This window comes from Duganella sp. BJB476, assembly GCF_003416895.1.
GTDB lineage: Bacteria > Pseudomonadota > Gammaproteobacteria > Burkholderiales > Burkholderiaceae_D > Rugamonas.
Genome location: NZ_QVIO01000003.1, coordinates 675,679 through 700,313, shown reverse-complemented (window position 1 = coordinate 700,313; position 24,635 = coordinate 675,679). Strand labels below are relative to the sequence as shown.

Annotated in this window: 23 protein-coding genes, 1 tRNA gene and 1 pseudogene; 12 read left to right on the top strand and 13 right to left on the bottom strand. The window is 63.9% G+C overall.

Features of this window, described 5'->3' with window-relative positions; genetic code table 11:
- Positions 1-10 precede the first annotated feature (10 nt).
- Complete coding sequence (locus tag D0T21_RS16430) at positions 11-1,573, top strand: sensor domain-containing diguanylate cyclase (protein ID WP_116991469.1); 1,563 nt, start codon at positions 11-13, stop codon at positions 1,571-1,573.
- On the opposite strand, the gene D0T21_RS16425 is transcribed toward D0T21_RS16430, so the two are convergent.
- Positions 1,570-2,280: a thioesterase gene (locus D0T21_RS16425; protein WP_116991468.1), complete on the bottom strand. Its 711-nt coding sequence runs from the start codon at positions 2,278-2,280 to the stop codon at positions 1,570-1,572. The genes D0T21_RS16430 and D0T21_RS16425 overlap by 4 nt on opposite strands.
- 16 nt (positions 2,281-2,296) lie before the next feature.
- Positions 2,297-2,950: a hypothetical protein gene (locus D0T21_RS16420; protein ID WP_116991467.1), complete on the bottom strand. Its 654-nt coding sequence runs from the start codon at positions 2,948-2,950 to the stop codon at positions 2,297-2,299.
- Between the two features lie 63 nt (positions 2,951-3,013).
- On the opposite strand from D0T21_RS16420, the gene D0T21_RS16415 reads away from it, so the two are divergent.
- Positions 3,014-3,499, top strand: a complete 486-nt coding sequence (locus D0T21_RS16415; protein WP_116991466.1) for a hypothetical protein — start codon at positions 3,014-3,016, stop codon at positions 3,497-3,499.
- Positions 3,500-3,507: 8 nt separating this feature from the next.
- On the opposite strand, the gene rng is transcribed toward D0T21_RS16415, so the two are convergent.
- The 9 genes from rng to D0T21_RS16370 all read right to left on the bottom strand — a co-directional run bounded on the left by rng (position 3,508) and on the right by D0T21_RS16370 (position 11,595).
- Positions 3,508-4,974, bottom strand: coding sequence for a ribonuclease G (gene rng, locus D0T21_RS16410; RefSeq protein ID WP_116991465.1), 1,467 nt, complete (start codon positions 4,972-4,974; stop codon positions 3,508-3,510).
- 77 nt (positions 4,975-5,051) lie between these two features.
- Positions 5,052-5,672, bottom strand: a complete 621-nt coding sequence (locus tag D0T21_RS16405) for a nucleoside triphosphate pyrophosphatase (protein ID WP_116991464.1) — start codon at positions 5,670-5,672, stop codon at positions 5,052-5,054.
- Positions 5,673-5,683: 11 nt separating this feature from the next.
- Positions 5,684-6,154 (bottom strand): 23S rRNA (pseudouridine(1915)-N(3))-methyltransferase RlmH, encoded by a 471-nt coding sequence (gene rlmH / locus D0T21_RS16400; protein ID WP_008451768.1) that lies wholly within the window; start codon positions 6,152-6,154, stop codon positions 5,684-5,686.
- 6 nt (positions 6,155-6,160) lie between these two features.
- Positions 6,161-6,850 carry a ribosome silencing factor gene (gene rsfS / locus D0T21_RS16395; protein ID WP_116991463.1) on the bottom strand — a complete coding sequence of 230 codons (690 nt, stop codon included), beginning with the start codon at positions 6,848-6,850 and terminating at the stop codon, positions 6,161-6,163.
- Positions 6,851-7,510: a nicotinate-nucleotide adenylyltransferase gene (locus D0T21_RS16390; RefSeq protein ID WP_116991462.1), complete on the bottom strand. Its 660-nt coding sequence runs from the start codon at positions 7,508-7,510 to the stop codon at positions 6,851-6,853.
- Between the two features lie 2 nt (positions 7,511-7,512).
- A complete protein-coding gene (hemF, locus tag D0T21_RS16385) occupies positions 7,513-8,427 on the bottom strand; it encodes an oxygen-dependent coproporphyrinogen oxidase (RefSeq protein WP_116991461.1) in 915 nt (304 codons plus the stop codon).
- Between the two features lie 6 nt (positions 8,428-8,433).
- On the bottom strand, positions 8,434-9,702 hold the full coding sequence (gene purD / locus D0T21_RS16380) for a phosphoribosylamine--glycine ligase (protein ID WP_116991460.1): 1,269 nt from the start codon (positions 9,700-9,702) through the stop codon (positions 8,434-8,436).
- Positions 9,703-9,708: 6 nt separating this feature from the next.
- On the bottom strand, positions 9,709-10,434 hold the full coding sequence (locus D0T21_RS16375) for a YebC/PmpR family DNA-binding transcriptional regulator (RefSeq protein WP_116991459.1): 726 nt from the start codon (positions 10,432-10,434) through the stop codon (positions 9,709-9,711).
- A gap of 51 nt (positions 10,435-10,485) precedes the next feature.
- Positions 10,486-11,595, bottom strand: coding sequence for a glycosyltransferase family 9 protein (locus D0T21_RS16370; protein WP_229211501.1), 1,110 nt, complete (start codon positions 11,593-11,595; stop codon positions 10,486-10,488).
- 171 nt (positions 11,596-11,766) lie between these two features.
- Here D0T21_RS16370 and D0T21_RS16365 point away from each other — a divergent pair, with 171 nt between their 5' ends.
- From D0T21_RS16365 to D0T21_RS16350, 4 genes are read left to right on the top strand one after another with little or no spacing between them, the layout of a single operon-like run.
- Positions 11,767-14,292: an alkaline phosphatase gene (locus tag D0T21_RS16365; protein ID WP_116991457.1), complete on the top strand. Its 2,526-nt coding sequence runs from the start codon at positions 11,767-11,769 to the stop codon at positions 14,290-14,292.
- Positions 14,293-14,346: 54 nt separating this feature from the next.
- Complete coding sequence (locus tag D0T21_RS16360; protein WP_116991456.1) at positions 14,347-15,267, top strand: DMT family transporter; 921 nt, start codon at positions 14,347-14,349, stop codon at positions 15,265-15,267.
- Positions 15,264-15,650, top strand: a complete 387-nt coding sequence (locus D0T21_RS16355) for a methylglyoxal synthase (RefSeq protein WP_116991455.1) — start codon at positions 15,264-15,266, stop codon at positions 15,648-15,650. The genes D0T21_RS16360 and D0T21_RS16355 overlap by 4 nt, the downstream gene beginning before the upstream one ends.
- A gap of 41 nt (positions 15,651-15,691) precedes the next feature.
- Positions 15,692-16,666 (top strand): quinone oxidoreductase, encoded by a 975-nt coding sequence (locus tag D0T21_RS16350; protein WP_116991454.1) that lies wholly within the window; start codon positions 15,692-15,694, stop codon positions 16,664-16,666.
- A 100-nt stretch (positions 16,667-16,766) separates the two neighbouring features.
- Here D0T21_RS16350 and D0T21_RS16345 read toward each other — a convergent pair whose 3' ends face one another.
- A complete protein-coding gene (locus tag D0T21_RS16345; RefSeq protein ID WP_116991453.1) occupies positions 16,767-17,435 on the bottom strand; it encodes a DUF4136 domain-containing protein in 669 nt (222 codons plus the stop codon).
- 197 nt (positions 17,436-17,632) lie between these two features.
- Between D0T21_RS16345 and pepN the strand changes: the two genes are divergently transcribed.
- From pepN to D0T21_RS16325, 4 genes are all read left to right on the top strand, one after another.
- Positions 17,633-20,308: an aminopeptidase N gene (gene pepN, locus D0T21_RS16340; RefSeq protein ID WP_116991452.1), complete on the top strand. Its 2,676-nt coding sequence runs from the start codon at positions 17,633-17,635 to the stop codon at positions 20,306-20,308.
- A 42-nt stretch (positions 20,309-20,350) separates the two neighbouring features.
- Entirely contained in the window at positions 20,351-21,352 is a 1,002-nt protein-coding gene (locus tag D0T21_RS16335) for a class 1 fructose-bisphosphatase (RefSeq protein WP_116991451.1), read from the top strand.
- 106 nt (positions 21,353-21,458) lie between these two features.
- Positions 21,459-21,534, top strand: a tRNA-Thr gene (locus D0T21_RS16330).
- 176 nt (positions 21,535-21,710) lie between these two features.
- Positions 21,711-22,934, top strand: coding sequence for an integrase arm-type DNA-binding domain-containing protein (locus D0T21_RS16325; RefSeq protein WP_116994435.1), 1,224 nt, complete (start codon positions 21,711-21,713; stop codon positions 22,932-22,934).
- A 66-nt stretch (positions 22,935-23,000) separates the two neighbouring features.
- Here the strand turns inward: D0T21_RS16325 and D0T21_RS16320 are convergent, their stop codons facing one another.
- The gene (locus D0T21_RS16320; RefSeq protein ID WP_301546342.1) at positions 23,001-23,174 is read right to left on the bottom strand and encodes an AlpA family transcriptional regulator; all 174 of its coding nucleotides are present in this window, start codon (positions 23,172-23,174) and stop codon (positions 23,001-23,003) included.
- A 585-nt stretch (positions 23,175-23,759) separates the two neighbouring features.
- On the opposite strand from D0T21_RS16320, the gene mobC reads away from it, so the two are divergent.
- On the top strand, positions 23,760-24,152 hold the full coding sequence (gene mobC, locus D0T21_RS16315; protein ID WP_116994433.1) for a plasmid mobilization relaxosome protein MobC: 393 nt from the start codon (positions 23,760-23,762) through the stop codon (positions 24,150-24,152).
- Positions 24,142-24,555 (top strand): annotated as a pseudogene (locus D0T21_RS32870) (relaxase/mobilization nuclease domain-containing protein); the annotation flags it as partial. The gene mobC and the pseudogene D0T21_RS32870, both read left to right, overlap by 11 nt.
- Between the last annotated feature and the right edge of the window lie 80 nt (positions 24,556-24,635).

Genomic DNA, 24,635 nt, shown 5'->3' with positions numbered 1-24,635 from the left:
ATGCCGCACCATGTTTAAACGCTATACGATCACCTTCTGGGCCACGCTGTTTGTCGGCGTGGTCTGCCTGTCGCTGGTGGCGGTCGACGTCTGGCGCAGCCTGATCGCGCGCGACGCCCAGCTGCAGGAGATGGAGCGGCTGACCTCGAACGTGGCGCGCGCCATGGCGCAGCACGCCGACGACACCATCAAGGCCGCCGACACTTCGCTGGCCGACCTGGTCGAGCGCATCGAGACCGACGGCGTGGAAGCGCCGCAGCTGGCGCGGGTGCGCCGGCAGATGCTGGAGCACGTGACCAACCTGCCGCAGCTGGCGGGCCTGTTCATCTACGGCGAATCGGGCCAGTGGCTGGTCAATTCGCCCGCCGTGCTGGGGCCGTCGCTGAACAACGCCGACCGCGAATACTTCGTCTACCACCGCACCCACGCCGGGCGCGGACCGCACGTCGGCGAGCCGGTGATCAGCCGCAGCAGCGGCAAGTGGATCATCCCGGTGTCGCGCCGCCTGAACAAGGCCGACGGCAGCTTCGCCGGCGTGGCGCTGGCCACGCTGGACATCGACTACTTCCGCCGCTTCTACCAGAGCTTCGACATCGGCGCGCGCGGCGCGGTGGCGCTGGTCAACAGCGAAGGCGTGCTGATGCTGCGCCGGCCGTTCGACGACAACCGGGTCGGCACCAGCCTGCGCGAGCATCCGCTGTTCCTGGCCTACCGCGCCCAGCGCAACGGCAGCGGCATGTTCGCCTCGCCCTACGACAACGAAGTGCGCTACAACAGCTACCGGGCGCTGGAGCACTATCCGCTGTTCGTGTCGGCCGCGCTGTCGCAGGAGGAGATGCTGGAGCACTGGCGCCACGACAGCTTCATGCGGTCGATCGGCGTGATCGTGCTGGCCGCGCTGCTGGGCTTTTTCGGCAAGCGGCTGGTGGCCCAGATCAATTTGCGGGTGCAGGCCCAGGCCGAGCTGTTGCAGGCGCGCGACGCGCTGGAAGGCGCCAACCGCACGCTGGAGCGGCTGGCGATGCAGGACGGCCTGACCGGGCTGGCCAACCGCCGCCAGCTCGACGTCACGCTGGGCAATGAGTTCAGCCGCGCCATGCGCCATGCCGACACGCTGGCCTTCGTGATGATCGACGTCGACTACTTCAAGCAGTACAACGACTTGTACGGCCACGGCGCCGGCGACGATTGCCTGCGCGCCGTGAGCAAGCTGATACGCGCGTTGACGCCCAAGCGCGCCGGCGACGTGGTGGCGCGCTACGGCGGCGAGGAAATCGCCATCCTGCTGCCGGACACGGCGCTCGACGGCGCGCAGGCGGTGGCCGAGCGCATCCGCTTGGCGATCGAGGCGATGCAGACCGCGCACCGCGGCAGCCCGTTCGGCGTGGTGACCATCAGCGCCGGCGTGGCGGCAATGGCGCCGCGGCGGGGCGACAGTTCCGGCCAGCTGGCGGCGGCGGCCGACAAGGCGCTGTATGCGGCCAAGTCGGCCGGCCGCAACCAGATCGGCCTGGCCGCCATGCCAGTGGTGGTGGAGACTGCGCCGGAGCCGAGCCCGGACAGCGCCGCCTAGCGCGCCGCCAGCTGGCGCAGCGCGGCGATGGCCACCGGCGGCGAGACCACGTGGGCGCCGTCGAATTCCGCATAGCGCACGTCGTAGCCTTCGCCGGCCAGGCGCACGGCGATGGCCTTGCTCCGTTCCACCGACAGCACCTGGTCGCCCTTGCCGTGGGCGATGAACACGCGCGGCATGCCGCTGCGCCGCAGCGGCGCCATGAAGCCGGGCGAGAACGCCAGGATGTCGGAAAACAGTTCGCCGTTCATCAGCCCGACCGACAGCGCATACGAGGCGCCGTCGGAAAAGCCGCCCAGGGTGACGGCGTCGGCATCGACCAGGTAGCGCTGCATGGTCCACACCAGCAGGCGGTCGATGAAGGCCAGGTCCGGGCCGTAGCCGCCGCGCAGCACATCCCAGCTGGTCGACAGCGCTTCCGGCATCAGCAGCAGCGAGCCGTGCAGGGCCGCGTGCGCCAGCGCGATGGCGTCGCCGCCGCCGTGCTGGCCGCCGGCGCCGTGCAGCAGCACCAGCAGCGGCAGCGGCGTGGCGCCGTCGTGCGGCGGCACGTGCAGGCGCGCGTGGCGATGGTTGGGGAAGCCCAGCCGGTGGCTGCCGGGCGGCAGCGGCAAGGGCAGGGCGGTGGCTTGCTGGCGCAGCAGCGCGGGACGGGCGTGCAGCCGCCCGTCACTGTAGGGCGCGGGCTGCTTGTCGGCGCCGTCCATGCGGTCTCACAAGTGCCTATTTGCGCACATAAGTGGTCAGCTCCCAGCTGTCGCGGTTGAAGATGCGGCCATTCCAGTCGGTGTCCCGGTAGTCCAGCTTGACGAAGTTGTTCACCTCGGGCACGAACCACAGCGTCTCGGTCAGCTGGCCGCTGCCGCCCGGGCTGTTGGGTTCCTCGCCGTTGTACAGCGCTTCCACCTCGACCTTCAGCGCGTCGAACTCGCCGGCCGGCACGGTGATCTTCTCCCAGTTTAGCACCTTGCCCTTGATGCGATAGCGCCAGTGCTTGCCGGACTTGGGATTGTCGGCGACGGCGTTGGTGGTCCATTCCTTGCCGGGCGCCAGCGGGAAGGCGTAGCGCGCGAACGACGGCGCGAAGTGCATGGCGCCGCGGTCGATGGGATTCATCTCGGCGCTGAACAGCTGTTTGGTCAGCAGGGCGCCGCTGGCGGCGCGTTTGATGTCCACGTGCACGCCGGCGGCGTCGACGCCGGTCACCTCGAGGCGGTTGACGTTGCCCTTGACGCCCTTCCAGACGTCGGTGTACTGGTAGGTCCAGGAATCGCCGACGGCGGGAGCGGGCGTCGCCACCGGGGCGTGATCGTCCGCCAGTGCGTACGGCCCCGCGAGGGCCAAACCCAGTACCGCCAAGAAATGCCGTGTAGCCATGCCGCCTCCAATAGTGTGATTAGTATTATAATTATGCTATCACATTAGCTCCAAGGTAAAGCAATGACCGTCGTCCGGATTTTCGCCACTATCGCCCTGTTGGGCGCGGCCGCTGTCGCCCAGGGCGGCGAGGCTGCGGCCACGCTGCATGCCCTGAATGACGCCGAGTTGCGCGGCGTGTCGACGCCGATCCCGGCACCGGTGCCGCGCCTGCCGGCCAGGTCGCTGAGCCGGGGCTTGTTTCCACTGCATGGCTTGTTCGGGGGCGGCGGCGACAGCAAGGCCGCCGGCATGGGCACGCAGTTGTTCCCGCTGCTGGGATTGCTGAATGCCGATGTGACGGCCAGGGATGTGGCGTATGGGACGGACGGCGCGGCCCTGCGCATGAACGCGGACGGCTCCGTCAACCTGGCGCTGCCGGCGACGATCGGCGAGCTCGACCTGCAAAACATTCGCACCGGCGTCAACGACAACAGCAACTTCGGCTCGGTGCAGATCAAGGGCATAGACCTGAGTCGCACCGTGATCAGCGTGACGCCGACCAGGTAAAACGTGGTCTACATCAAGATGACGTCGTACTGCTCCTGGTGATAGGCCGTCTCCACCTGCAGCGAGATCTTCTTGCCGATGAAGTCGCCCAGCATCGCCAGGTGCTGCGATTCCTCTTCCAGGAACATGTCCACCACTTCCTGCGAGGCGAGGATGCGGAATTCGCGCGGGTTGAACTGCTTGGCTTCGCGCAGCAGTTCGCGCAGGATTTCGTAGCAGATGGTGCGCGAGGTCTTGACCTGGCCCTTGCCGCTGCACGCCGGGCACGGTTCGCACAAAATGTGCGCCAGCGATTCGCGGGTGCGCTTGCGCGTCATCTCCACCAGCCCCAGCGCCGAGAAGCCCGACACCGACACCTTGGTGCGGTCGCGCGACAGCGTCTTCTTCAACTCCTGCAGCACGGCGTTGCGGTGCTCGGTGTTTTCCATGTCGATGAAGTCGAGGATGATGATGCCGCCCAGGTTGCGCAGCCGCAGCTGGCGGGCGATCGCGTGCGCCGCCTCCAGGTTGGTCTTGAAGATGGTGTCGGCAAAATTGCGTCCGCCGACGAAGCCGCCGGTGTTGACGTCGATGGTGGTCATCGCCTCGGTCTGGTCGACGATCAGGTAGCCGCCGGACTTCAGGTCGACGCGCCGGCCCAGCGCGCGCAGGATCTCTTCCTCCACGCCGTACAGGTCGAACAGCGGCCGCTCGCCGGTGTAGTGCTGCAGGCGCGGCAGCACGCCCGGGGTGTAGGCCTGGCCGAATTCCTGCAGGCCCAGGTAGTTCTCGCGCGAGTCGACCTGGATGGTGGCGGTGTCGTCGTGCACGAAGTCGCGCAGCACGCGCTGGGCCAGGCTCAAGTCCTGGTGCAGCAGGGTGGTGGCGGGCTTGGTCTTGGCGCCGAGCATGATCGCGCCCCAGGTCTTGCGCAGGTATTCGACGTCGGCCGCGATGTCGGAGTCGGACGCGTCTTCGGCCTGGGTGCGCACGATGTAGCCGCCTTTTTCCTCGGCCGGCAGCAGGCTTTGCAGCCGCACGCGCAGCGCTTCGCGCTCCGATTCCTTTTCGATTTTCTGCGAGATGCCGATGTGGGCGTCCTGCGGCAGGTAGACCAGCATGCGGCCGGCGATCGAGATCTGGGTCGACAGGCGCGCGCCCTTGGTGCCGATCGGGTCCTTGATCACCTGCACCGTCAGCACCTGGCCGTCGAACAGGATCTTCTCGATCGGCGTCGGCGCCGCGTTCTGGCCGCCGTCGTGCGGACGGGCTTCCCAGATGTCGGCCACGTGCAGGAAGGCCGCGCGTTCCAGGCCAATGTCGATGAAGGCCGACTGCATGCCGGGCAGCACCCGCACGACCTTGCCGGAGTAGACATTCCCGGCCAGGCCGCGCGTGAGTGTGCGTTCGATGTGCAGCTCTTGCACGGCGCCCTGCAAGATGAGGGCGACCCGGGTTTCCTGCGGGGTGATGTTGATCAGGATGTCTTCGTTCATTTGTCTCAGGGGCCGCTGGTTTTTTAAAACTGCGGCTTCTGTAATCGCTGTGGCTGAACGACGATCATACACGCCGCTCAGGGTAGCGGCAAACCTGCTTGCCGCAGCAGCTGTGCGGTCTCGTACAGCGGCAGGCCCATGATGCCGGAATGGCTGCCGGTGATGTGTTCGATGAACTGTGCGGCCGGGCCCTGGATGCCGTAGCCGCCGGCCTTGTCGTAGGGTTCCGAGGTGGCGCAGTAGGCGGCGATGGCGGCCGGCGACAGCACGCCGAAGCGCACGTCCGACACCTGGGTGATCTGGCCGGCGAAATCGGCCGAGTGTACGGCGATCGCGGTCAGCACCTGGTGGGTGCGGCCGGACAGCTGCTGCAGCATGGCGATGGCTTCGTTGGGCGTGGCCGGCTTGCCGAGGATGGCGCCGTCGATGGTGACGGTGGTGTCGGCCGCCAGCACGGCGCGCGGCGCCATGCGGCGCTTGACCACCAGGTCGGCCGCAAACGCGGCCTTCTCGCGCGCCACGCGCGACACGTAATCGAGTGGCGCCTCGCCGGGCAGTACCTCTTCGGTGACGTCGGGACCGCGCGGGCCGTCGCTGCGCAGCAGCAGCAACTCAAAGTCGATGCCGACCTGGCGCAGCAGTTCGCGCCGGCGCGGGCTCTTGGAAGCGAGATAAATCTTTTTGTCGACCGGTTTCATATAGTTTTGTTTTAAACGCGGTGATACGGGTGGTTCTGGGTAATCGACCAGGCACGGTACAGCTGTTCCGCCAGCATTACCCGTACCATACCATGCGGCAGCGTCATACTGGAAATCCGTATCAAGCCTTCGGCGCGGGCCTTCAGCTCGGGATCGAGGCCATCGGCGCCGCCGATCAGGAAGGCCGTGTCGCGGCCATCCTGCTGCCAGGCTTCCAGCTGCTGCGACAGGCCGACCGAGGTCAGGTCCTTGCCGCGTTCGTCGAGCGCAATGATGCGGACGGATTTGGGCAGCGCCGCCTCGATGCGCTCGCGTTCGAGCGCCATCGCGGTGGCGGCGGTCTTGCTGCCCGAACGGTCGACCGGCTTGATTTCCTTCAGCACGATCTTCAGTTCAGGCGGCATGCGCTTCGCGTATTCGGCGAAGCCCGTTTCTATCCAGGCCGGCATTTTATGGCCGACCGCAGCGATGATCAGCTGCATGCCTGATTACTCTTCGACTTTTTTGATACGCTTGATGACGGTCTTGACCGGCGCTTCGTCGGCCTTAGGCTTGGCGACCTTGCGCTTAGGCGGCAGGGCCTTCAGCACTTCGGCGGCGGCGACGGCGGACTTGGTCTTGCCGACCTTGATGGTTTTACCGGCTGGCACAGCGGCTGCCTTCTTGGCGGCCGGCTTTTTCGCGGCGGCGGCCGGTTTGGCTGCGGCGGCTTTGCGGGCCGGGGTTTTCTTCTCGATCACCGGCTTGACGTCGACCGCGGCTTTGCCGGCGGCCATGTGGCTGCTGACTTTCTTCGGCGCGTCGGCGGCTTCGCCTTCGGCGGTGGACTTGCGCTTGGCGGCGCCGACCTTGACCGGCTTGTCGCCCCACAGCTCTTCCAGGCGGTAGTAGGCGCGGATCGGCGCCTGCATGATGTGGACGATCATGTCGCCCAGGTCGACCAGCACCCATTCACCGGTGTCCTCGCCTTCCATGCCGTAGACGTCGCCGCCGGCGGCCTTGACCTTGTCGCGCACCGAGGCGGCCAGCGCCTTGGTTTGGCGGTTGGAGGTACCGGAGGCAATGGCGATCCGGTCGAACAAGCTGGTCAGGTGGGTGGTATCGAACAGGGCGATATCTTGGGCCTTGACGTCTTCGAGGGCGTCAACGACGAGGGATTGCAGTTTTTTGATGTCCATTTAGCTTTTGTATAGATTATGTTGTTCAATATAGTCTAGCACTAGCGGCGGGATAAGCGAGTTTGCGCTATCCCCCCGTTGTAATGCCGCACGTATTTCGGTGGCGGAGATATCCACCGCGAAGTCTTGTGCCAGATAAGTCAGACCGTGCGGCGTGTTGCGGATTTGTTCAGGCGTTCCCAGACGGCGGGAAAACGCCTCGGCCACTGCCGGCGGAAGGCCGGCGGTGGCCAGGTTAAAGCCGGGGCGGGCGGCTACGCAGATATGGGCGTAGTCGAACAGCGCCTGCCATTCATGCCAGGTATCGAGCCGTTGCAGCTGGTCGGCGCCCATCAGGAAAGCGATGGAGGCCGACGGGCCCAGCTCGGCGCGCACCTGGCGCAGCGTGTCTATCGTGTAGGTGGCCAGTCCCTGTTCGCCGCGTTCGATTTCCTGCATGTCGACCACGACGTCGTATGCGGAACCGGCAAAGGCCAGCGCCACCATCTCGGCGCGCTGGCGCGGCGTCGCCTTCAGGGTGGACTTCTGCCATGGCAGGCCGGCGGGGATCACGCGCAACTGGTCTACTTGCAGCAGCTGCGCAAAGTGCGCGCCCAGAGCCACATGACCATGATGCACCGGATCGTAGCTGCCTCCCAGCAGTGCGACGCGGCAGGCCATCGTCACGCGGCGAGCCAGTCGCGATGCGGCAGGAAATCGCTGTACAGCGCCGCTTCCGGCGTGCCGGCCTCGGGCTCCCAGCGATAGCGCCATTTGACGATGGGCGGCATCGACATCAGGATCGCCTCGGTGCGTCCGCCCGATTGCAGGCCGAACAGCGTGCCGCGGTCGAACACCAGGTTGAACTCGACGTAACGTCCACGGCGATAGGCCTGGAAGTCGCGTTCGCGTTCGCCGTACGGCGTGTCCTTGCGGCGTTCCAGGATGGGCTGGTAGGCCTTGAGGAAAGCGTCGCCGACGCTTTGCATCATGGCGAAACTCTGCTCGAAGCCCGCTTCGTTAAAGTCATCGAAGAAGACGCCGCCGACGCCGCGCGCTTCCTGGCGGTGTTTCAGGTAAAAATATTCGTCGCACCATTTTTTAAAGCGCGGGTACAGCTCGGCGCCAAACGGCTGTAGCGCATCGGCGCAAGCCTGGTGGAAGTGCTTCACATCTTGCTGGTCGCCGTAGTAGGGCGTCAGGTCCATGCCGCCGCCGAACCACCACGCCGGTTCGCCGTCGGCGGTGGTCGTGGTGAAGAAGCGCACGTTCATGTGCACCGTCGGCGCATACGGATTGCGGGGATGGATCACCAGCGACACGCCCATCGCTTCCCACGGCTGGCCGCCGAGGTCGGGACGGTGCGCCGACGCCGATGGCGGCAGCTTGGCGCCCATCACGTGCGAGAAGTTGACGCCGCCACGTTCGATGACGTTGCCTTCCTCGATCAGGCGCGAAATGCCGCCACCACCCTCGGGCCGGTCCCACGCGTCGCGCAGGAAAGGCTTGCCGTCGACGGCCTCCAGCGCCTGCACGATACGATCTTGCAGGCCGAGCAGGTAGGCCTTGACGGCGGAAGGGTTCGGAAAGGACGACATCTTATCCTAATGCTTGAGGCCGCGCCAGCCGATATCGCGGCGGCACTGCATGCCGTCGAACGAAATCTGGTCGACCACTTCGTAAGCCTGCTTCTGGGCGATCTTGATGCTGTCGCCCAGGCCGACCACGCACAGCACGCGGCCGCCGGTCACTTGCAGCTGGCCGGCCATGTCGGCGGTGCCGGCGTGGAAGGTCACCGATTCCGGCGTTTCGGCCGGGATGCCGTCGATCACGGCGCCTTTCAGCGGCGCGTCCGGGTAGCCGGCCGCTGCCAGCACCACGCCGACGGCGGTGCGGCGGTCCCATTCCAGTTCGACCTGGTCCAGGGTGCCGTGGACGGCGTGTTCCATCACCGTCACCAGGTCGGTCTTCAGGCGCGACATGATCGGTTGCGTCTCAGGGTCGCCCATGCGGCAGTTGAATTCCAGGGTGCGCGGATTGCCCTGGGCGTCGATCATCAGGCCGGCGTACAGGAAGCCGGTGAAGACGATGCCGTCCTTCGCCATGCCGGCGATGGTAGGGTTGATGATCTCGCGCATCACGCGGGCATGCATGGCCGGCGTGACGATAGGCGCAGGGGAGTAAGCACCCATGCCGCCGGTGTTCGGGCCTTCGTCGTTGTCCTTGAGGCGCTTGTGGTCCTGGCTGGTGGCCAGCGGCAGGATGTTCTTGCCGTCGCACATGACGATGAAGCTGGCTTCCTCGCCGGCCAGGAATTCCTCGATGACGATGCGGGCGCCGGCGTCGCCGAAGCGGTTATCGGCCAGCATGTCGTCCACCGCCTGGTGGGCTTCTTCCAGCGACATCGCCACCACCACGCCTTTGCCGGCGGCGAGGCCGTCGGCCTTGATGACGATCGGTGCGCCGTTGGCGGCTATGTAGGCGTGCGCTTGCGCGACGTCCGAGAAGGTCTGGTACTTGGCGGTCGGGATGCCGTGGCGCTGCATGAAGGCCTTGGCGAAGTCTTTCGACGACTCCAGCTGGGCCGCTTCCTTGGTAGGGCCGAACACTTTCAGGCCACGCGCGCGGAACAGGTTGACGATGCCGCCGGCCAGCGGGGTCTCGGGACCGACCACGGTCAGGCCGATGTGCTCCTGCTCGACGAAGGTCGCCAGTTCATGCAGGTCCGTGATGTTGACGTTGACCAGGCGCGAATCGCGCGCGGTACCGCCGTTGCCAGGAGCGACATACACCATCTGGATACGTTCCGATTGCGCCAATTTCCAAGCCAGCGCATGTTCACGGCCGCCGGAGCCGACTACCAATATTTTCATAAATCCTCAGTCTTCGATCAGCGTGTTGGAATAGACTTCCTGGACATCGTCCAGCGCTTCCAACGCGTCCAGCAGTTTTTGCATCTTGACGGCGTTATCGCCGGTGAACACGGTTTCGGTGGCCGGCTTCATGATGATCTCGGCCACTTCGGCCTTGAAGCCCGCCGCTTCCAGCGCATCCTTGACCGCCGCGAAGTCGTGCGGGCCGCACAGCACTTCGAAGCCGCCTTCGTCGTCGGCCACCACGTCTTCGGCGCCGGCTTCCAGCGCCACTTCCATCAGCGCGTCTTCATTGGTGCCCGGAGCGAACAGGAACTGGCCGCAGTGCTTGAACATGAAGGCCACCGAGCCTTCGTTGCCCATGTTGCCGCCGTTTTTGTTGAAGGCGTTACGCACTTCAGCCACGGTGCGCACGCGGTTGTCGGTCATGCAGTCGACGATGACGGCCGCGCCGCCGATGCCGTAGCCTTCGTAGCGAACCTCTTCGTAGGCCGCGCCGTCCTCGCCGCCGGTGCCGCGGGTGATCGCGCGTTGCACGTTATCCTTGGGCATATTGGCGTCGGCCGCCTTGTCGATGGCCAGGCGCAGGCGCGGGTTGGAGGTCAGGTCGCCGCCGCCCATGCGCGCAGCCACGGTGATTTCCTTGATGAGACGGGTCCAGATCTTGCCACGTTTAGCGTCGGTTGCTGCTTTTTTGTGCTTGATATTGGCCCATTTGCTGTGTCCAGCCATGTTCGGTCTTCCTTCGGCGGTATGTCATTGGTGTGCGGTGAGGGCGGTATTCTAGCATAGGGGCCAACTCAAAACCTTTTCCATCACCTCTGGCAACTCGATTTTCGTCACCCACGCGTCCATCTCCTTGACCAGGATCACGGCGCTGTTTTCCTGGTCGATCGGCACCCATTCCGGATTGTTTTGACGCATCAGGGCGATCACCGGCACGTGCACGGCGTTCGCCAGGTGCATCACGGCGGTCTCGACGGTGACGATCAGGCTGCACAGGCTGAGGATGGCGGGCAGCTGGAAGAAGTTGTCCACCGCCGAGAAAAGATGTGTATCGGGCAAGGCTGCATTTTTGTAAATCTCGCGCGCGGCCGGCAAGTCTTCCGGCACAACGTTGACCACAAAGCCAGCGTCGCGCCATTGCGGATGGCTGCGCATTTCCTTGATCAGCTCGAACGCGCGCTCCAGCGGCCAGCAGCGCTCCGGGCCTTTTGAATAGGTGTTGATGAAGACCACCTGCGAGCTCAGCCCCCAGCTGGCCAGTTGATCTCGCGCATAAGCCGTCCATTGGTCCGGGATGTGGATCACCGGGTAGCGGTCCAGCTTGGGGATGTCGAGGCCGAAGGCCTTGGAGAACCATTGCGCGTAGATGTCGCTCACGTGCGGCACATCACGCTCCTGCGACTCGTAGAGCGGAATGGTGGCGTTGAATTTCAGGATGCTGAGCTTTTTGGACAGCTCGAAAAAGCGGTATTTCTGCTTTTTCAGGCCGATGATGAAGCCGCGCGGACTGATCTCCCGCGTCAGCCTGGCATAGCGGTGGCAAGCCATGTGGGTCAGCGAGGCCACGATCGGATAGTCTTCGCGCCGCGCCTCGGCGATCGATTGCGCATGCAGGGCGGGGCTGTAGTTCTGGTCGTAGGTCTTGTCGATGTAGGGGCTGGCGGCCAGCCAGTCGTACAGCGAGTAATTCTTCAGGTGCGGCCAGTCCTCGGGATTGGCCGAACGCCGGCGCTCGTCCACCCACAGGTGGATCTCCAGGTGCGGATGGGCGCGCTTCAAGGCGCGGAAGCACATTTGCATGTAAGTGAAGTCGCCGATCGCCATGTGGGTGACGATCAGGATCTTTTTTGCCTGGGCAAGCAGTGTCGGGGGTATCAATTGTTTCATTTGTGGAGCTTGCCAGTAATTATCGGCGGTGTACAGGTGTAAGAAAGTCAAATTATGTTAAGGCAGTAGAACAATGTTACTCCTAGAGGCGGTCCTCCACTTTTTGTAGAGAAACCGTCATATCCTGCTGCTACTATTTACTTTTTCACATTATAAAAAAGCGGAGCAGACATGGATAGAAGGCAGTTTCTCAAATACGGCAGCTTTATTACGGTTTCGGTCGCTTCGGGCGCCGGCCTGGTTGCCTGTGGCGGTAGCAGCTCCGCAGCCGCCGATGGTGCCACCGATTTGCCGCTGGCCAGCGGCGCCTGGAAGTTCCCGCAGAGCGTAGCATCCGGCGATCCGCACAGCGACAGCATCATGCTGTGGACCCGCGCCGTGCCGGCCTCGGCAGACGGCGTGGCGCCCGCGCCGACCGCCTCGGACAGCGCCATCCGCCTGGTGATGACCGCCGCCGACAACGGCGCGGCCCTGGGCGGTAGCACCGCGCTCAGCGGTGCCACCGTGGTCGACATCAAACTGCCTTTGCAGTCGCAATACGACAATACCGTGCGCCACAAGGTGACCGGCCTGAATCCCAACACCGTGTACTACTACCAGTTCGTCGCTGGCGACACGCGCTCCAACGTCGGCCGCTGCAAGACCGCGCCGGCCGCCGACGCCGACGTCTCGCAGCTGCAATTCGCCTACATGACCTGCCAGGACTGGAGCGTCAACCACTGGGGCGCGATGACCAGCATCGCCGGCGAGAACCTGGACTTCATCGTCCACCTGGGCGACTACATCTACGAGACTGTGGGCGAGAGCTTCCAGGTCGGCGCGGTGGAATCGCGCCATGACGCGCTGACGCTGCCGGACGGCGCCTTCAAGAGCGGCACCTCGGGCGCCAAGTACGCCACCACGCTGGCCGACTACCGCTACCTCTACAAGAAGTATCGCACCGATACGCGCCTGCAGGCGCTGCATGAGCGCTTCGCCTTCATCGCCATCTGGGACGACCACGAGTTCTCGGACGATTCCTGGCAGGATGCGCAGACCTACGACGGCACCTTCAGCACCACCGACGGTTCGGACCTGCACCAGACCGGCCGCCGCCGCAACGCCAACCAGGCCTGGTTCGAATACATGCCGGCCGATGTCAACCTGGACACCGCCACCAGCAGCTTCCAGAACATCAAGATCTACCGCGACTTCCAGTTCGGTAAGCTGATGCAGCTGGTGATGACCGACGAGCGCCTGTACCGCAACGACCACGTGATTCCGGAATCGTCGGTCAATCCGGCCACCGGCTTGCCGCTGGGCCGCATCGGCTCGCGCTACCTGGTGCAGCAGGACGTGTTCAACGCCGTGGAAGCGCAGAAGATGGCCGGCGCCACCACCATCGGCCTGGCGTCGCCGCTGGACACCGTGTCGATGCTGGGCGCCACCCAGCGCCAGTGGTGGATGGACAAGATGAAGGCCGCCACCTCGACCTGGAAACTGTGGGGCAATGAAGTGTCGCTGCTGCGCATGGGCCTGAACGGCGTGGACGCCATCGCCACCTTGCTGGCGCTGAACGCGGTGCCGACCATCGCGGCATCGATCGGCAGCACGACGGCGGCGGTCGGCGGCAATCTCCCGCTGGCGGCGGGGATTGTTGGCGCCGCGACAGCCGGCGCGTCGCCGGCGCTGGCGCAAGCCGGCGCCTCGGCAGCGTACAATCACATCCAATGGGCCACCGGCAGTGCGGTGGATGGGCAGGTGTTCGATGCCGTGGGTGCAGGCTTGAGCAAGGAGCAGGCGACCATCGCGGTGGCCGCCATGAATGCGGTCAGCTCCAGCCGCCCGGCGGCGCAGCGGACCGCCGCCGTCGCCGCCCAGACCATCGCCTTCGGCTACATCAAGCCGGACATCCAGGCCAAGAAGATCGATTCGCCATTCGTGGCGGCGTCGGGCAAGAAGGCGGCGCTGGCGCCGTTCTTCGCGCGCTTCCTGCTCAACTGCGACCAGTGGGACGGCTATAACAGCGAGCGCAAGGCGCTGATGGCGCACCTGAAGACCAACAGCATCGGCAACGTGGTGGCGATCACCGGCGACATCCACGCCTTCTTCGCCGGCACCGTCAACGACGACTTCGACGCCACCGGCGGCGGTTCGCCGGTGATGGTGGACCTGGTGTCGGCCGGCATCAGCTCGGATTCGTTCTTCAGCTACCTGCGCGACGCGGCGTCGGCGCTGGGCGACATCGCCGCGCTGGTGTCCTACCCGCTGGCGATTCCGGTCACCGGCCTGGGCACGTTGAGCATCTCGATCAACATGCTGGACTACACCATGGGCAAGGCCACGCCGACCGTGGCCAGCCTGCTGGAACAGATCCGCGTGCAGGTGCGCGGCGCATTGGGCGCGAAGGGCTTGCCGGAAGCGCAGCTGGACCCGACCACCAGCGCGGTGCTGGCGGGCCTGCAGGCGAGCAGCGACTTCAGCGTATCGCTGCTGGCGCTGGCGCAGCAGTTGTCCGGCCTGGGCAACAACCCGTGGATCAAGCATCTGAACACCGATGCGCAGGGTTTCACGCTGGTCACGCTCACGCCGGGCAAGCTGGTGGCGCAGTTCAAGCAGGTCAACAAGCTGGTGGGCGGCAACGCGCCGACCAGCGTGGTGGCCCGCGTGACCACCGCCACCGTGACGGCCGGTTCGGCCGCCGTCGCCATCAGCTAAGCGTAAAACAAGGCGCCGCCAGCGGCGCTGTCCGTTTGCCCGTACAATTCCGGTATGGAAAAAAGCATCACGGACAGCGCGCCGGCGCGTGCCGCCTATCTGGGCGGCCTGGGTATCGCCATTGGCGGGGCGGTTCTTTTCTCGACCAAGGCGGTGGTGGCCAAGCTGCTGTACCGCTATCAGATCGACGCCGTCACCCTGATCGCCTTCCGCATGATCTTCTCGCTGCCGGTGTTCGCCGCCGTCGCGCTGTGGAAGATGCGCACCGAAGCGCCGCTGTCCAACGCCGACCGCTGGCGCATTGTCGGCCTCGGCCTGGTCGGCTACTACCTCTCCAGTTTCCTCGACTTCCTCGGCCTGCAATACATCTCGGTCGGCCTCGAACGGCTGATCCTGTTCCTGACGCCGACCTTCGTGCTGCTGATCTCCTCCACCTTGCTCAAGCAGCACATCAGCCGCAAGCAGTGGCTGGCGCTGCTGACCTCCTACTGCGGCATCGTCTTCGTCTTCCTGCATGACCTTAACAGTGGCAGCAAGAACGTCATCCTCGGCGCCACGCTGGTCACCGGCTCGGCCGCCGCGTACTCGGTCTACCTGCTGCTGTCGGGCGAGATGGTGCGGCGCCTCGGCGCGCTGCGACTGGTGTCGTATGCGATGTGCGTCTCCAGCGCGGCCTGCATCGGCCAGTTCTTCCTGCTGCGTCCGGCGTCCGGGCTGATCCAGCCGCTGCCGGTGTATGGGCTGTCGCTGATCAACGGCATCGTGTGCACGGTGATGCCGGTGTTTATGACCATGACCGCGGTCCAGCGCATCGGCGCCGGCACCGCTTCGCAGGCTGGTATGATCGGCCCCGTTTCAACGCTGTTTTTAGGCGCGCTGTTGCTGGGCGAGCCTGTCACGTCCTGGCAGTTGGGAGGCACCACGCTGGTGCTGGCCGGGATTTATCTGCTGTCAAAAAATAGGATCAAGACATGAAAACCCGCATTGCCCTGATTGCCCACGACAAGAAAAAAGACGACATGATCGCGCTGGCCGGCGAGTACAAGGACTTCCTCGCCACCTGCACGCTGACCGCCACCGGCACCACCGGCGGCCGCCTGATCAACGAGCTGGGGCTGACGGTGGACCGCAAGCATTCGGGCCCGTTCGGCGGCGACTTGCAGATCGGCTCGATGCTGGTCGAGGGCGAGATCGACTGCGTGATCTTCCTGCGCGACCCGATGACGCCGCAGCCGCACGAACCGGACATCAACGCGCTGGTGCGCGCCTGCGACGTGCACAACACGCCGTGCGCCACCAACGTCTCGTCGGCGCACCTGGTGCTGTCGCAGTTGCAGCTGCGCGCCGCCACGGCCTGACCGGCGCTACACTTTCCGCAATCCCCACAACGGAGTCAGACATGACCAAGGCAATCCGCATCAACCGCGTCGGCGGTCCGGAAGTAATGGAGCTGGTGGACGTCGAGCTGGGCCCGCCCGGTCCCGGCGAAGCGCAGGTGCGCCACGCGGCCATCGGCCTGAACTTCATCGACGTCTATTTCCGCACCGGCCTGTATCCGCAGCCGCTGCCGGGCGGTCTGGGCATGGAAGGCGCCGGCGTGGTCGAGGCGGTGGGCGAGGGCGTGACCGAGGTGCAGGTGGGCGACCGCGTGGCCTACGCCGGGCGGCCGATCGGCGCCTATGCCGAGGCGCGCAATATGCCGGCCTCGCAGCTGCTGGTGCTGTCGGAAAAAATCGGTTTTGACACGGCGGCGGCGATGATGCTGCAAGGCTTGACGGTGCAGTACCTGTTCCACCGCACGGTGCCGCTGAAGGCCGGCGACACGATCCTGTTCCATGCGGCGGCCGGCGGCGTCGGGCTGATCGCCTGCCAGTGGGCCAGGGTGATGGGCGTGACGCTGATCGGCACGGTGGGCTCGGAAGAGAAGGCGGCGCTGGCCACCGAGAACGGCGCGCACCACGTCATCAACTACAACAAGGAAAACTTCACCGAGCGGGTGAAGGAGATCACCGGCGGCAAGGGCGTGTCGGCGGTGTACGACTCGATCGGCAAGGACACCTTCATCGGCTCGCTGGACTGCCTGCAGCCGCTGGGCACGATGGTCAGTTTCGGCAACGCGTCGGGACCGGTGCCGCCGTTCAGCCTGGGCGAACTGGCCAGCCGCGGTTCGCTGTTCATCACGCGGCCTTCGCTGATGTCCTACATGGCCAAGCGCGAGGACCTGGAGGCAGCTGCCAAATCGCTGTTCGGCGTGGTCGCCAGCGGCGAGGTCAAGATCGACATCCGCCAGCGCTACGCCCTGGCCGACGTGGCCCAGGCCCACACCGAACTGGAAGCGCGCAAGACCACCGGCTCCTCTATCCTGTTGCCGTAAAGAAATCGGGGGTCAAGTCTGACATTCGGACACGGGCTCTGCCGTAGCGGCTGCTACGGCAGAGCCCGTGTCCGAATGTCAGACTTGACCCCCGACTGTTTTAGCCGGCCTTGGCCGGCGCGGCTTGCACGGTTTCCGTCTTAGGCTCGATCGTCAGGTCGACCCTGCGCGGCACGCCGCTCACGCCGGGGAAGCCGGTGAAGGCGCTTTGCACCAGCGCCGGCATCACGTGCGGCGTGGCCTGCACGCGGCTGGTGTTCTGCACGGTGACGTCGTACAGCTTGCGGCCGTCGATGCTATTGATGGTCACGCGCAGCTGGCGCTGGTATTCATGCTTGACGCGCTCTTCCACATACGTCGGCCCGAAGCGGTAAGGGTCGTAGAAGAACGGACGATAGCCCCAGCGCGAATAACCCCAACCATAACGGCCGTAGCCCGGACCCCAATACGGCCCCATGAACGGATCATCCGCCTCCAGCACCCGCACCGGATGGTCGATGGTGCTGAATTTCATTCCGACGAGTAACTTCGGCTGCTGGTTGTCGGCCACCTGATGGAAGCCCAGCTTGCCCAGTTCGTTGCCCACAAGCACTTGATAGCTGCGGTATTCCAGCGTGTCGTCCGCGCCCTGCGGGGCTTCGAACGCATAGGATTTGTCCTGGATGTCAGCCGGCCAGGCGTTGAAGGCCGTGACATCGCTGCGGATGGTAGTGGCGCAGCCGCTCAGCAGTACTACGGCGGCCGTCGCCAGCATGGCAAGGTATTTCATGATAGTGCCCCTCTCTGTTCAGACGGTATTTTTCAGTACTAAGTCTACGACGGTCGCCCGTACCTTGCACGATTATTACAGAATGTTACGGCAAGGTGGAAACCAGCAACTTATATGTGCCAGCGCAGGCAATTCACGCGTCCGTCCCCGCTGGTATTGGTAAAATAGGCCTTTGCTCACGTCACCAGAGTCCTCCAATGCGCACAGACAGCAGTCCTAAGACGATATTCCGCAAAGATTACACCGCGCCAAGCTACCTGGTTGATACCGTAGAACTCGGTTTCGACCTCGATCCCGACCGCACCGTGGTCGCCAACCGCATCACCATGCGGCAGAACCCGGCCAGCCGGGGCCGCGCAAGCCACGACATCGTGCTGCATGGCGAGGAGATCGAACTGGTGGCGCTGCGCCTGAACGGCAAGCCGCTGGCGCCGACGGAATATCAACTGGACGGCAGCACGCTGATCATCCGCAAGGCCCCGGCCAAAGTGGTGCTGGAAATCGAAACGCTGTGCGCGCCGGTGCAGAACACCAGCTTGTCCGGCCTGTACGTCTCGAACGGCAATTTCTTCACGCAGTGCGAGGCCGAAGGCTTCCGCCGCATCACCTATTTCCCGGACCGTCCGGACGTGATGGCCAAGTACACCGTGATGCTGCGCGCCGACAAGGCCGCCTATCCGGTGCTGCTGTCGAACGGCAACCTGATCGAGGAGGGCGAACTCGGCGACGGTCGCCACTACGCCAAGTGGGAAGACCCGTTCAAGAAGCCGTCCTACCTGTTCGCGCTGGTGGCGGCGCGCCTGGTGTGCCAGGAAGAGCGCTACACGCTGCAATCGGGCCGCGAAGTGCTGCTGCAAGTGTGGGTGGAAGAGGGCAACCTCGACAAGACCGACTACGCCATGCAGTCGCTGAAGAACTCGATCCGCTGGGACGAGGAACGCTTCGGCCTGGAGCTGGACCTGGACCGCTTCATGATCGTCGCCGTGGGCGACTTCAACATGGGCGCGATGGAAAACAAGGGCCTGAACATCTTCAACACCAAGTTCGTACTGGCCAACCCGCGCGTGGCGACCGACATCGACTACGCCGGCATCGAAGCCGTGGTCGGCCACGAGTACTTCCACAACTGGACCGGCAACCGCGTGACCTGCCGCGATTGGTTCCAGCTGTCGCTGAAGGAAGGCCTGACCGTGTTCCGCGACCAGGAGTTTTCCGCCGACATGATCGGCACCGACAGCGGCCGCGCCGTCACCCGCATCGACCAGGTGCGCACCCTGCGCCAGGCCCAGTTCCCGGAGGACGCGGGCCCGATGTCGCACCCGGTGCGGCCCGACTCCTTCGTGGAGATCAACAACTTCTACACCGTCACCGTGTATGAAAAAGGCGCCGAAGTGGTGCGCATGTACCAGACCCTGGTGGGCCGCGACGGCTTCCGCAAGGGCATGGACCTGTACTTCAAGCGCCACGATGGCCAGGCCGTCGAATGCGACGACTTCCGCGCCGCCATGGCCGACGCCAACGGCCGCGACCTGCACCAGTTCGAGCGCTGGTATTCGCAGGCCGGCACGCCCATCGTCACCGCGCGCACCCGCTACGACGCCGTCAAGCGCAACTTCGACATCATCCTCAGCCAGCGCTGCCCGGCCTCCGCCGGCCAGGCCGACAAGCTGCCGTTCCACATTCCGGTGGCGGTCGGCCTGCTGAGCGCCAGCGGCAAGGACCTGCCGCTGACCCTGGAAGGCGGCAAGCACGCCAAGGGCGCCACCACGGTGGTGCTGGAGCTGACCGAGCAGGAGCAGATATTCCGCTTCCGCAACGTCGACGAACGGCCGACGCCATCGATCCTGCGCGACTTCTCGGCGCCGGTGATCCTCGAATACGACTACACCGACGACGAGCTGCTGCACCTGTTCAGCCATGACAGCGACCCGGTCAACCGCTGGGAAGCGGGCCAGCGGCTGGCGATGGAGCGTCTGCTGAAGCTGACCGCGCAAGTGGCGCTGGCAGGCGGCAGCGACGCCAATCTGAAGTTGGACGCCACCTTCCTCAACGCCCAGCGCGCCGTGCTGACCGACGAGTCGCTCGATCCGGCCTTCCGCGAACTGGCGCTGATACTGCCGTCGGAAATCATCATCGCCGAGCAGATGGACGTGGTCGATCCGCAGGCGATCCATGTGGCGCGCCAGTTCATGCGCCGCACCATCGGCGCGGTCCTGAAGACCGAGCTGCTGGCGCAATACCACGCCAACCAGACGCCCGGCGCCTACAGCCCGGACGCGCTGTCGGCCGGCAAGCGCGCGCTGCGGAATCTGTGCCTGTCCTACCTGATGGTGGCGCCGGACATGGCGGAGCTGAAGCTCGCGCAGCAGCAGTTCGAAAAGGCCGGCAACATGACCGACCGTTCCGCCGCGCTGGTCTCGATGATACACAGCGGCGCCGAAGCGGGGCCGTACCTGAAGGCGTTCTACCAGGACTTCGAAAACGAGGCACTGGTGATCGACAAATGGTTCGCCATGCAGGCCGCCGCGCCGACCACCAACGTCGCCGCCGTGCGCAAGCTGATGCAGCATCCGGCCTTCACGCTGAAGAATCCGAACCGCGCGCGCAGCCTGATCTTCAGCTTCATCAGCGCCAATCCGTCGCAGTTCCATGCGGCGGATGGCAGCGCGTATGAATTCTGGGCCGAGTTCGTGATCAAGCTGGACGCGATCAACCCGCAGGTGGCGGCACGCCTGGCGCGCGGCATGGACCGCTGGCGCCGTTACGCGCCGGCGCTGCAGGCAAAGATGAAGCGCGCACTGGAGAAAGTCGCCGGCCGCGCCAAGCTGTCGAACGACGTGCTGGAAGTGGTCACCAAAGCGCTCGCCAATTAAGCATAACAATTTATACGATTTATCTTCACCTCAAGGGAAACCATGAAACGCATCAGCCTCACACAATATCTGGTGGAAGAACAGCGCCAGAACAACTCGATCCCGGCCGAACTGCGCCTGTTGATCGAAGTGGTAGCACGCGCCTGCAAAACCATCAGCCACTCGGTAGGCAAAGGCGCGCTGGGTGAAGTGCTCGGCACCGCCGACACCGAAAACATCCAGGGCGAAGTGCAGAAGAAGCTGGACATCATCTCCAACGAAATCCTGCTGGAAGCGAACGAATGGGGCGGCCACCTGGCGGCGATGGCGTCGGAAGAGATGGAATCGATCCACCCGATCCCGAACCGCTATCCAAAAGGCGAATACATGCTGCTGTTCGACCCATTGGACGGCTCGTCGAACATCGACGTCAACGTCTCGATCGGCACCATCTTCTCGGTGCTGAAGGCGCCTGAAGGCATGGGCCAGCCGACCGAAGCGGACTTCATGCAAGCCGGCACCAAGCAAGTGGCCGCAGGCTACGCCGTGTACGGCCCGCAGACCATGCTGGTGCTCACCACCGGCAATGGCGTCAACTGCTTCACGCTGGACCGCGAGATGGGTTCGTGGGTGCTCACGCAGCGCAACATGCAGATCCCGGCCAAGACCAAGGAATTCGCGATCAATATGTCGAACCAGCGCCACTGGCATGCGCCGGTGCAGCGCTACGTCAGCGAACTGCTGGCCGGCGACACCGGCCCGCGCGGCACCAACTTCAACATGCGCTGGATCGCCTCGATGGTGGCCGACGTGCACCGTATCCTGAACCGCGGCGGCATCTTCATGTACCCAGCCGACACGCGCGACACGTCGATGCCAGGCAAGCTGCGTTTGATGTATGAGGCGAATCCGATGGCCTTCATCGTCGAGCAGGCGGGCGGCGCGGCCACCGACGGCCAGAACCGCATCATGGAGATCCAGCCGCACAAGCTGCACCAGCGCGTGCCGGTGTTCCTGGGCTCGCGGGACGAAGTGGCGGTGGTGACGGGCTACCACGCAGGCTGAGAAGCTTCAAAATCGCACAAAGCAATGACATTTTTGCAGCATGGCTAAAATTTATCGTGTTGGGACTAGCGTGTAGCAAGAAATATTTGTTAGAATGTGCGACTTCGCCGCTTTAGCTCAGTTGGTAGAGCAGTTCATTCGTAATGAAAAGGTCGCCAGTTCGATTCCGGCAAGCGGCACCAGAACTCAGCAGTAAGAAATACCAAGAAGTACCGAAACCCGCTTTTCCCATAGGAGAAGCGGGTTTTTTGTTGTACCCGGACGTTTAATGAATTAGCATGAAATACCAACATCTGGTTGGTATTTCTGTTGGTACTTACCTCAGCAGGTAAAAAAAGTACCAACACCGGAGTCAACTATGGCACTGACAGACACCTTTATCCGGCACGTCAAGCATAGCGGGGCGACAGCTGGAGATAAGTATTCCGACGGCGAGGGTATGTTCTTGCTGGTCAAAAAGACACACAAGTACTGGCGCATGAGCTACAGGTGGCTCGGTAAGCAAAAGACGCTGGCGCTTGGTGTTTATCCTGGAGTTTCGCTGGCTCAGGCCCGCAAGCTTCGTACCGAGGCTCGCGAGGCCCTGGCGGCTGGTATTGATCCGAGCCAGCTCAAACGCGAGACTAAAGCAAACAAGGTTCAAGAGGCAGCCAACACCTTTGAAGGGCTGGCATTGGCTTGGCTGGCGATGATGTCGCACAGTCGCTCGGCCAGCACCCAGGAGAAGGTGGAGGCTTGGTTGAGGCATGACTTGTTTCCCTACCTTGGCAAGCTGCCGGTGACGTTGATCAAGCCGCGTGACATCCTGACGGTGGTACAGAAGGTCGAGACGCGAGGCGCAATTGATTCGGCCCATCGCATCAAGCAGGTCTGCGGCCAGATCATGCGATACGGCGTGGCGATCGGCGTGGTGGAGCGTGACGTGACGGCGGACCTGAGGGGGGCGCTGATCTCTGTGCCCCGAACTAATTTTGCCGCGATCACGGAGCCGAAGAAGCTCGGGGCCCTTATGCGTTCCATATACGGCTACAACGGCCATTTTGTGGCCGTGGCGGCGCTTAAGCTTTCGCCGCTGCTGTTTGTACGTCCGGGCGAATTGCGGACCGCAGAATGGCGCGAATTCGATCTGGACGCGGCGGAGTGGCGCATCCCGGCGTCGAAAATGAAGATGAAGGTGGAGCACATGGTGCCTCTGGCGCGGCAGGCGGTGGAGATCCTGCGTCAACTGCATCGTGTGACAGGCCACGGAAAATTTGTGTTCCCAAGTTTTCGTACCGGCGACGCTTGTATGAGCGAGAACACCATCAACGCCGCGTTGCGCGGCATGGGCTATGCGAAAGAAGTCATGACCGCGCACGGGTTCCGTGCGACGGCGAGGACCATCCTCGATGAAGTCTTGGGTGAACGTGTTGATCTGATTGAGCATCAACTGGCGCATAGAGTGATCGATCCGAACGGGCGTGCATACAACCGCACCGCGCACCTGCCGGCGCGCCTCGCGATGATGCAGCGCTGGGCCGACTATTTGGATAAGCTGCGCTTCGATGGAGAAGTCATTCTTTCGAGACCGGAGCATGAGTGAATTATCGTAGTGCCCTATGGTGACGACGAAGCTTAGCTGCGCTTCAGTTCCGTAGGGCGCCTGATGTTACCAGCTGCGCGACTTCGACCGATTCTCCACCCATTCAAGCACTTCGTCCTGGCGCCACCCAATTGATCGAGCGGACAGCTTGACCGGAGTCGGAAATTCATGCGCTTTCATCACGCGATACAGCGATGTCCGGGACATCCCGCAGATGTGAAGGACTTCCCGCAATCGCATCAATCTGCACGCTGTGGGTTGGTTATCGTTGTTGTTCATATTGGCCTCCACTGGTCGGTATTCATTTCAGAGAAAGTTGGCTTGGCGTGACCTGATTGCGCAGCACTTCTTTGTGCATTCTGAGAAAGGCTTGTGCTTGGTCGATGTTGAAGATGCGCATGGTGCGAGGCCTTGCTGTGGAAAGGCGCCGCGCCGTTGCGGCTGCCTGTTGCTATTCTGGTCGGCGGCGTAGTGAAAATGTTGAGCGAGCGCAGCGGCCGTCGAGATTCCGCAGTGCATTTGACGCGCCGCAAAGTGGATGCCGCGCAATCTGCCATGGTGCGGCTGTCGTGTCGGAAACTCTGCGGCGTTGCATACCTTGTCGTGGTGGCACCTTGGGTGCTGCGGACGGTGCGACACCTCCGACGTTTGATGCGGCTCAGCGTGTAACGGCACAGTCCGTTTACAGTGGTAGGGGATGTGCCGTCGGGCTAGGAGCAAGCCATGTTTTCGTTTCACTCAAACGTGGCTTGCCCTGCGGGGCTACTCTCGCTGCGCTCGCCTAACTGCATTCGCTTCGCTCACCAAAGCCCGCCAGGCCGTGTGATGAATACCGACCTCACTCCTCGCAAGTCCAAGGGCGGCCGCCGTAAAGGCGACCCTGCCGCCGTGCGCACCGCCGTCATCGGTGTGCGCGTCTCCATCACCGAATACGCCACGCTGTGCGAACGTTCCGCCGCCATGCATATGAAACCGGCCCAATGGCTGCGGACCGCCGCGCTATCACGGCGTTTGCCGTCGCCCCCCGTCGCTGCGATCAACCGAGAGCAGTACGTCGAACTGGCGCGCCTGGCGTCGAACCTGAACCAGCTCACACGCTTGGCTAACGAAGGGCGCAAGGTGACGGTGGCCGACGCCTTGTTAGCGCGCTTGCTGACGGAGACGCAGCGCTTGCGCCAAGCCTTGCTCGGCGTGGAGGCGACCGACGATGATCGCTAAGGCCGTCAAAGGAAAGGGCTTTCGTGGCGCACTCGATTACGACTTGAGCAAAGAGCACGGCCGCGTCATCGACACCAACATGAGCGGCACCACGCCGCGTGAGCTGGCGAAGGAATTCGGCGAGGTGCGCAAGCTGAGACCCAAGCTGGGCAAGGCGGTGCTGCATGTGTCGCTGTCGGCGGCACCAGGGGAGCACTTAAGCGACGAGCAGTGGCAGCAGGTGGCGCAGCGTTATTTGCATGGCATGGGGTTGGAGAACAATCAGTACCTGGTGACGCGTCACACGGACACGGAGCACGAGCATATTCACCTGCTGGTGAACCGCATCCGCTTTGATGGCGGCGTTACATCTGACAGCCATGATTATCGACGCCAGGAGACGCTGATGCGCGCCATCGAGCGCGAATTTGACCTGCAGCGCGTGACGCCATCAATCGAGGTGCAGCGCCACGCGCTGACCAAGGGTGAGATCGAGGAAGGCTT

Bases quoted from the DNA above. Each gene is read 5' to 3' on its own strand.
- D0T21_RS16430 (WP_116991469.1), top strand. From the start codon at position 11: ATGTTTAAACGCTATACGATCACCTTCTGGGCCACGCTGTTTGTCGGC.
- D0T21_RS16425 (WP_116991468.1), bottom strand. From the start codon at position 2,280: ATGGACGGCGCCGACAAGCAGCCCGCGCCCTACAGTGACGGGCGGCTG.
- D0T21_RS16420 (WP_116991467.1), bottom strand. From the start codon at position 2,950: ATGGCTACACGGCATTTCTTGGCGGTACTGGGTTTGGCCCTCGCGGGG.
- D0T21_RS16415 (WP_116991466.1), top strand. From the start codon at position 3,014: ATGACCGTCGTCCGGATTTTCGCCACTATCGCCCTGTTGGGCGCGGCC.
- rng (WP_116991465.1), bottom strand. From the start codon at position 4,974: ATGAACGAAGACATCCTGATCAACATCACCCCGCAGGAAACCCGGGTC.
- D0T21_RS16405 (WP_116991464.1), bottom strand. From the start codon at position 5,672: ATGAAACCGGTCGACAAAAAGATTTATCTCGCTTCCAAGAGCCCGCGC.
- rlmH (WP_008451768.1), bottom strand. From the start codon at position 6,154: ATGCAGCTGATCATCGCTGCGGTCGGCCATAAAATGCCGGCCTGGATA.
- rsfS (WP_116991463.1), bottom strand. From the start codon at position 6,850: ATGGACATCAAAAAACTGCAATCCCTCGTCGTTGACGCCCTCGAAGAC.
- D0T21_RS16390 (WP_116991462.1), bottom strand. From the start codon at position 7,510: ATGGCCTGCCGCGTCGCACTGCTGGGAGGCAGCTACGATCCGGTGCAT.
- hemF (WP_116991461.1), bottom strand. From the start codon at position 8,427: ATGTCGTCCTTTCCGAACCCTTCCGCCGTCAAGGCCTACCTGCTCGGC.
- purD (WP_116991460.1), bottom strand. From the start codon at position 9,702: ATGAAAATATTGGTAGTCGGCTCCGGCGGCCGTGAACATGCGCTGGCT.
- D0T21_RS16375 (WP_116991459.1), bottom strand. From the start codon at position 10,434: ATGGCTGGACACAGCAAATGGGCCAATATCAAGCACAAAAAAGCAGCA.
- D0T21_RS16370 (WP_229211501.1), bottom strand. From the start codon at position 11,595: ATGAAACAATTGATACCCCCGACACTGCTTGCCCAGGCAAAAAAGATC.
- D0T21_RS16365 (WP_116991457.1), top strand. From the start codon at position 11,767: ATGGATAGAAGGCAGTTTCTCAAATACGGCAGCTTTATTACGGTTTCG.
- D0T21_RS16360 (WP_116991456.1), top strand. From the start codon at position 14,347: ATGGAAAAAAGCATCACGGACAGCGCGCCGGCGCGTGCCGCCTATCTG.
- D0T21_RS16355 (WP_116991455.1), top strand. From the start codon at position 15,264: ATGAAAACCCGCATTGCCCTGATTGCCCACGACAAGAAAAAAGACGAC.
- D0T21_RS16350 (WP_116991454.1), top strand. From the start codon at position 15,692: ATGACCAAGGCAATCCGCATCAACCGCGTCGGCGGTCCGGAAGTAATG.
- D0T21_RS16345 (WP_116991453.1), bottom strand. From the start codon at position 17,435: ATGAAATACCTTGCCATGCTGGCGACGGCCGCCGTAGTACTGCTGAGC.
- pepN (WP_116991452.1), top strand. From the start codon at position 17,633: ATGCGCACAGACAGCAGTCCTAAGACGATATTCCGCAAAGATTACACC.
- D0T21_RS16335 (WP_116991451.1), top strand. From the start codon at position 20,351: ATGAAACGCATCAGCCTCACACAATATCTGGTGGAAGAACAGCGCCAG.
- D0T21_RS16325 (WP_116994435.1), top strand. From the start codon at position 21,711: ATGGCACTGACAGACACCTTTATCCGGCACGTCAAGCATAGCGGGGCG.
- D0T21_RS16320 (WP_301546342.1), bottom strand. From the start codon at position 23,174: ATGCGATTGCGGGAAGTCCTTCACATCTGCGGGATGTCCCGGACATCG.
- mobC (WP_116994433.1), top strand. From the start codon at position 23,760: ATGAATACCGACCTCACTCCTCGCAAGTCCAAGGGCGGCCGCCGTAAA.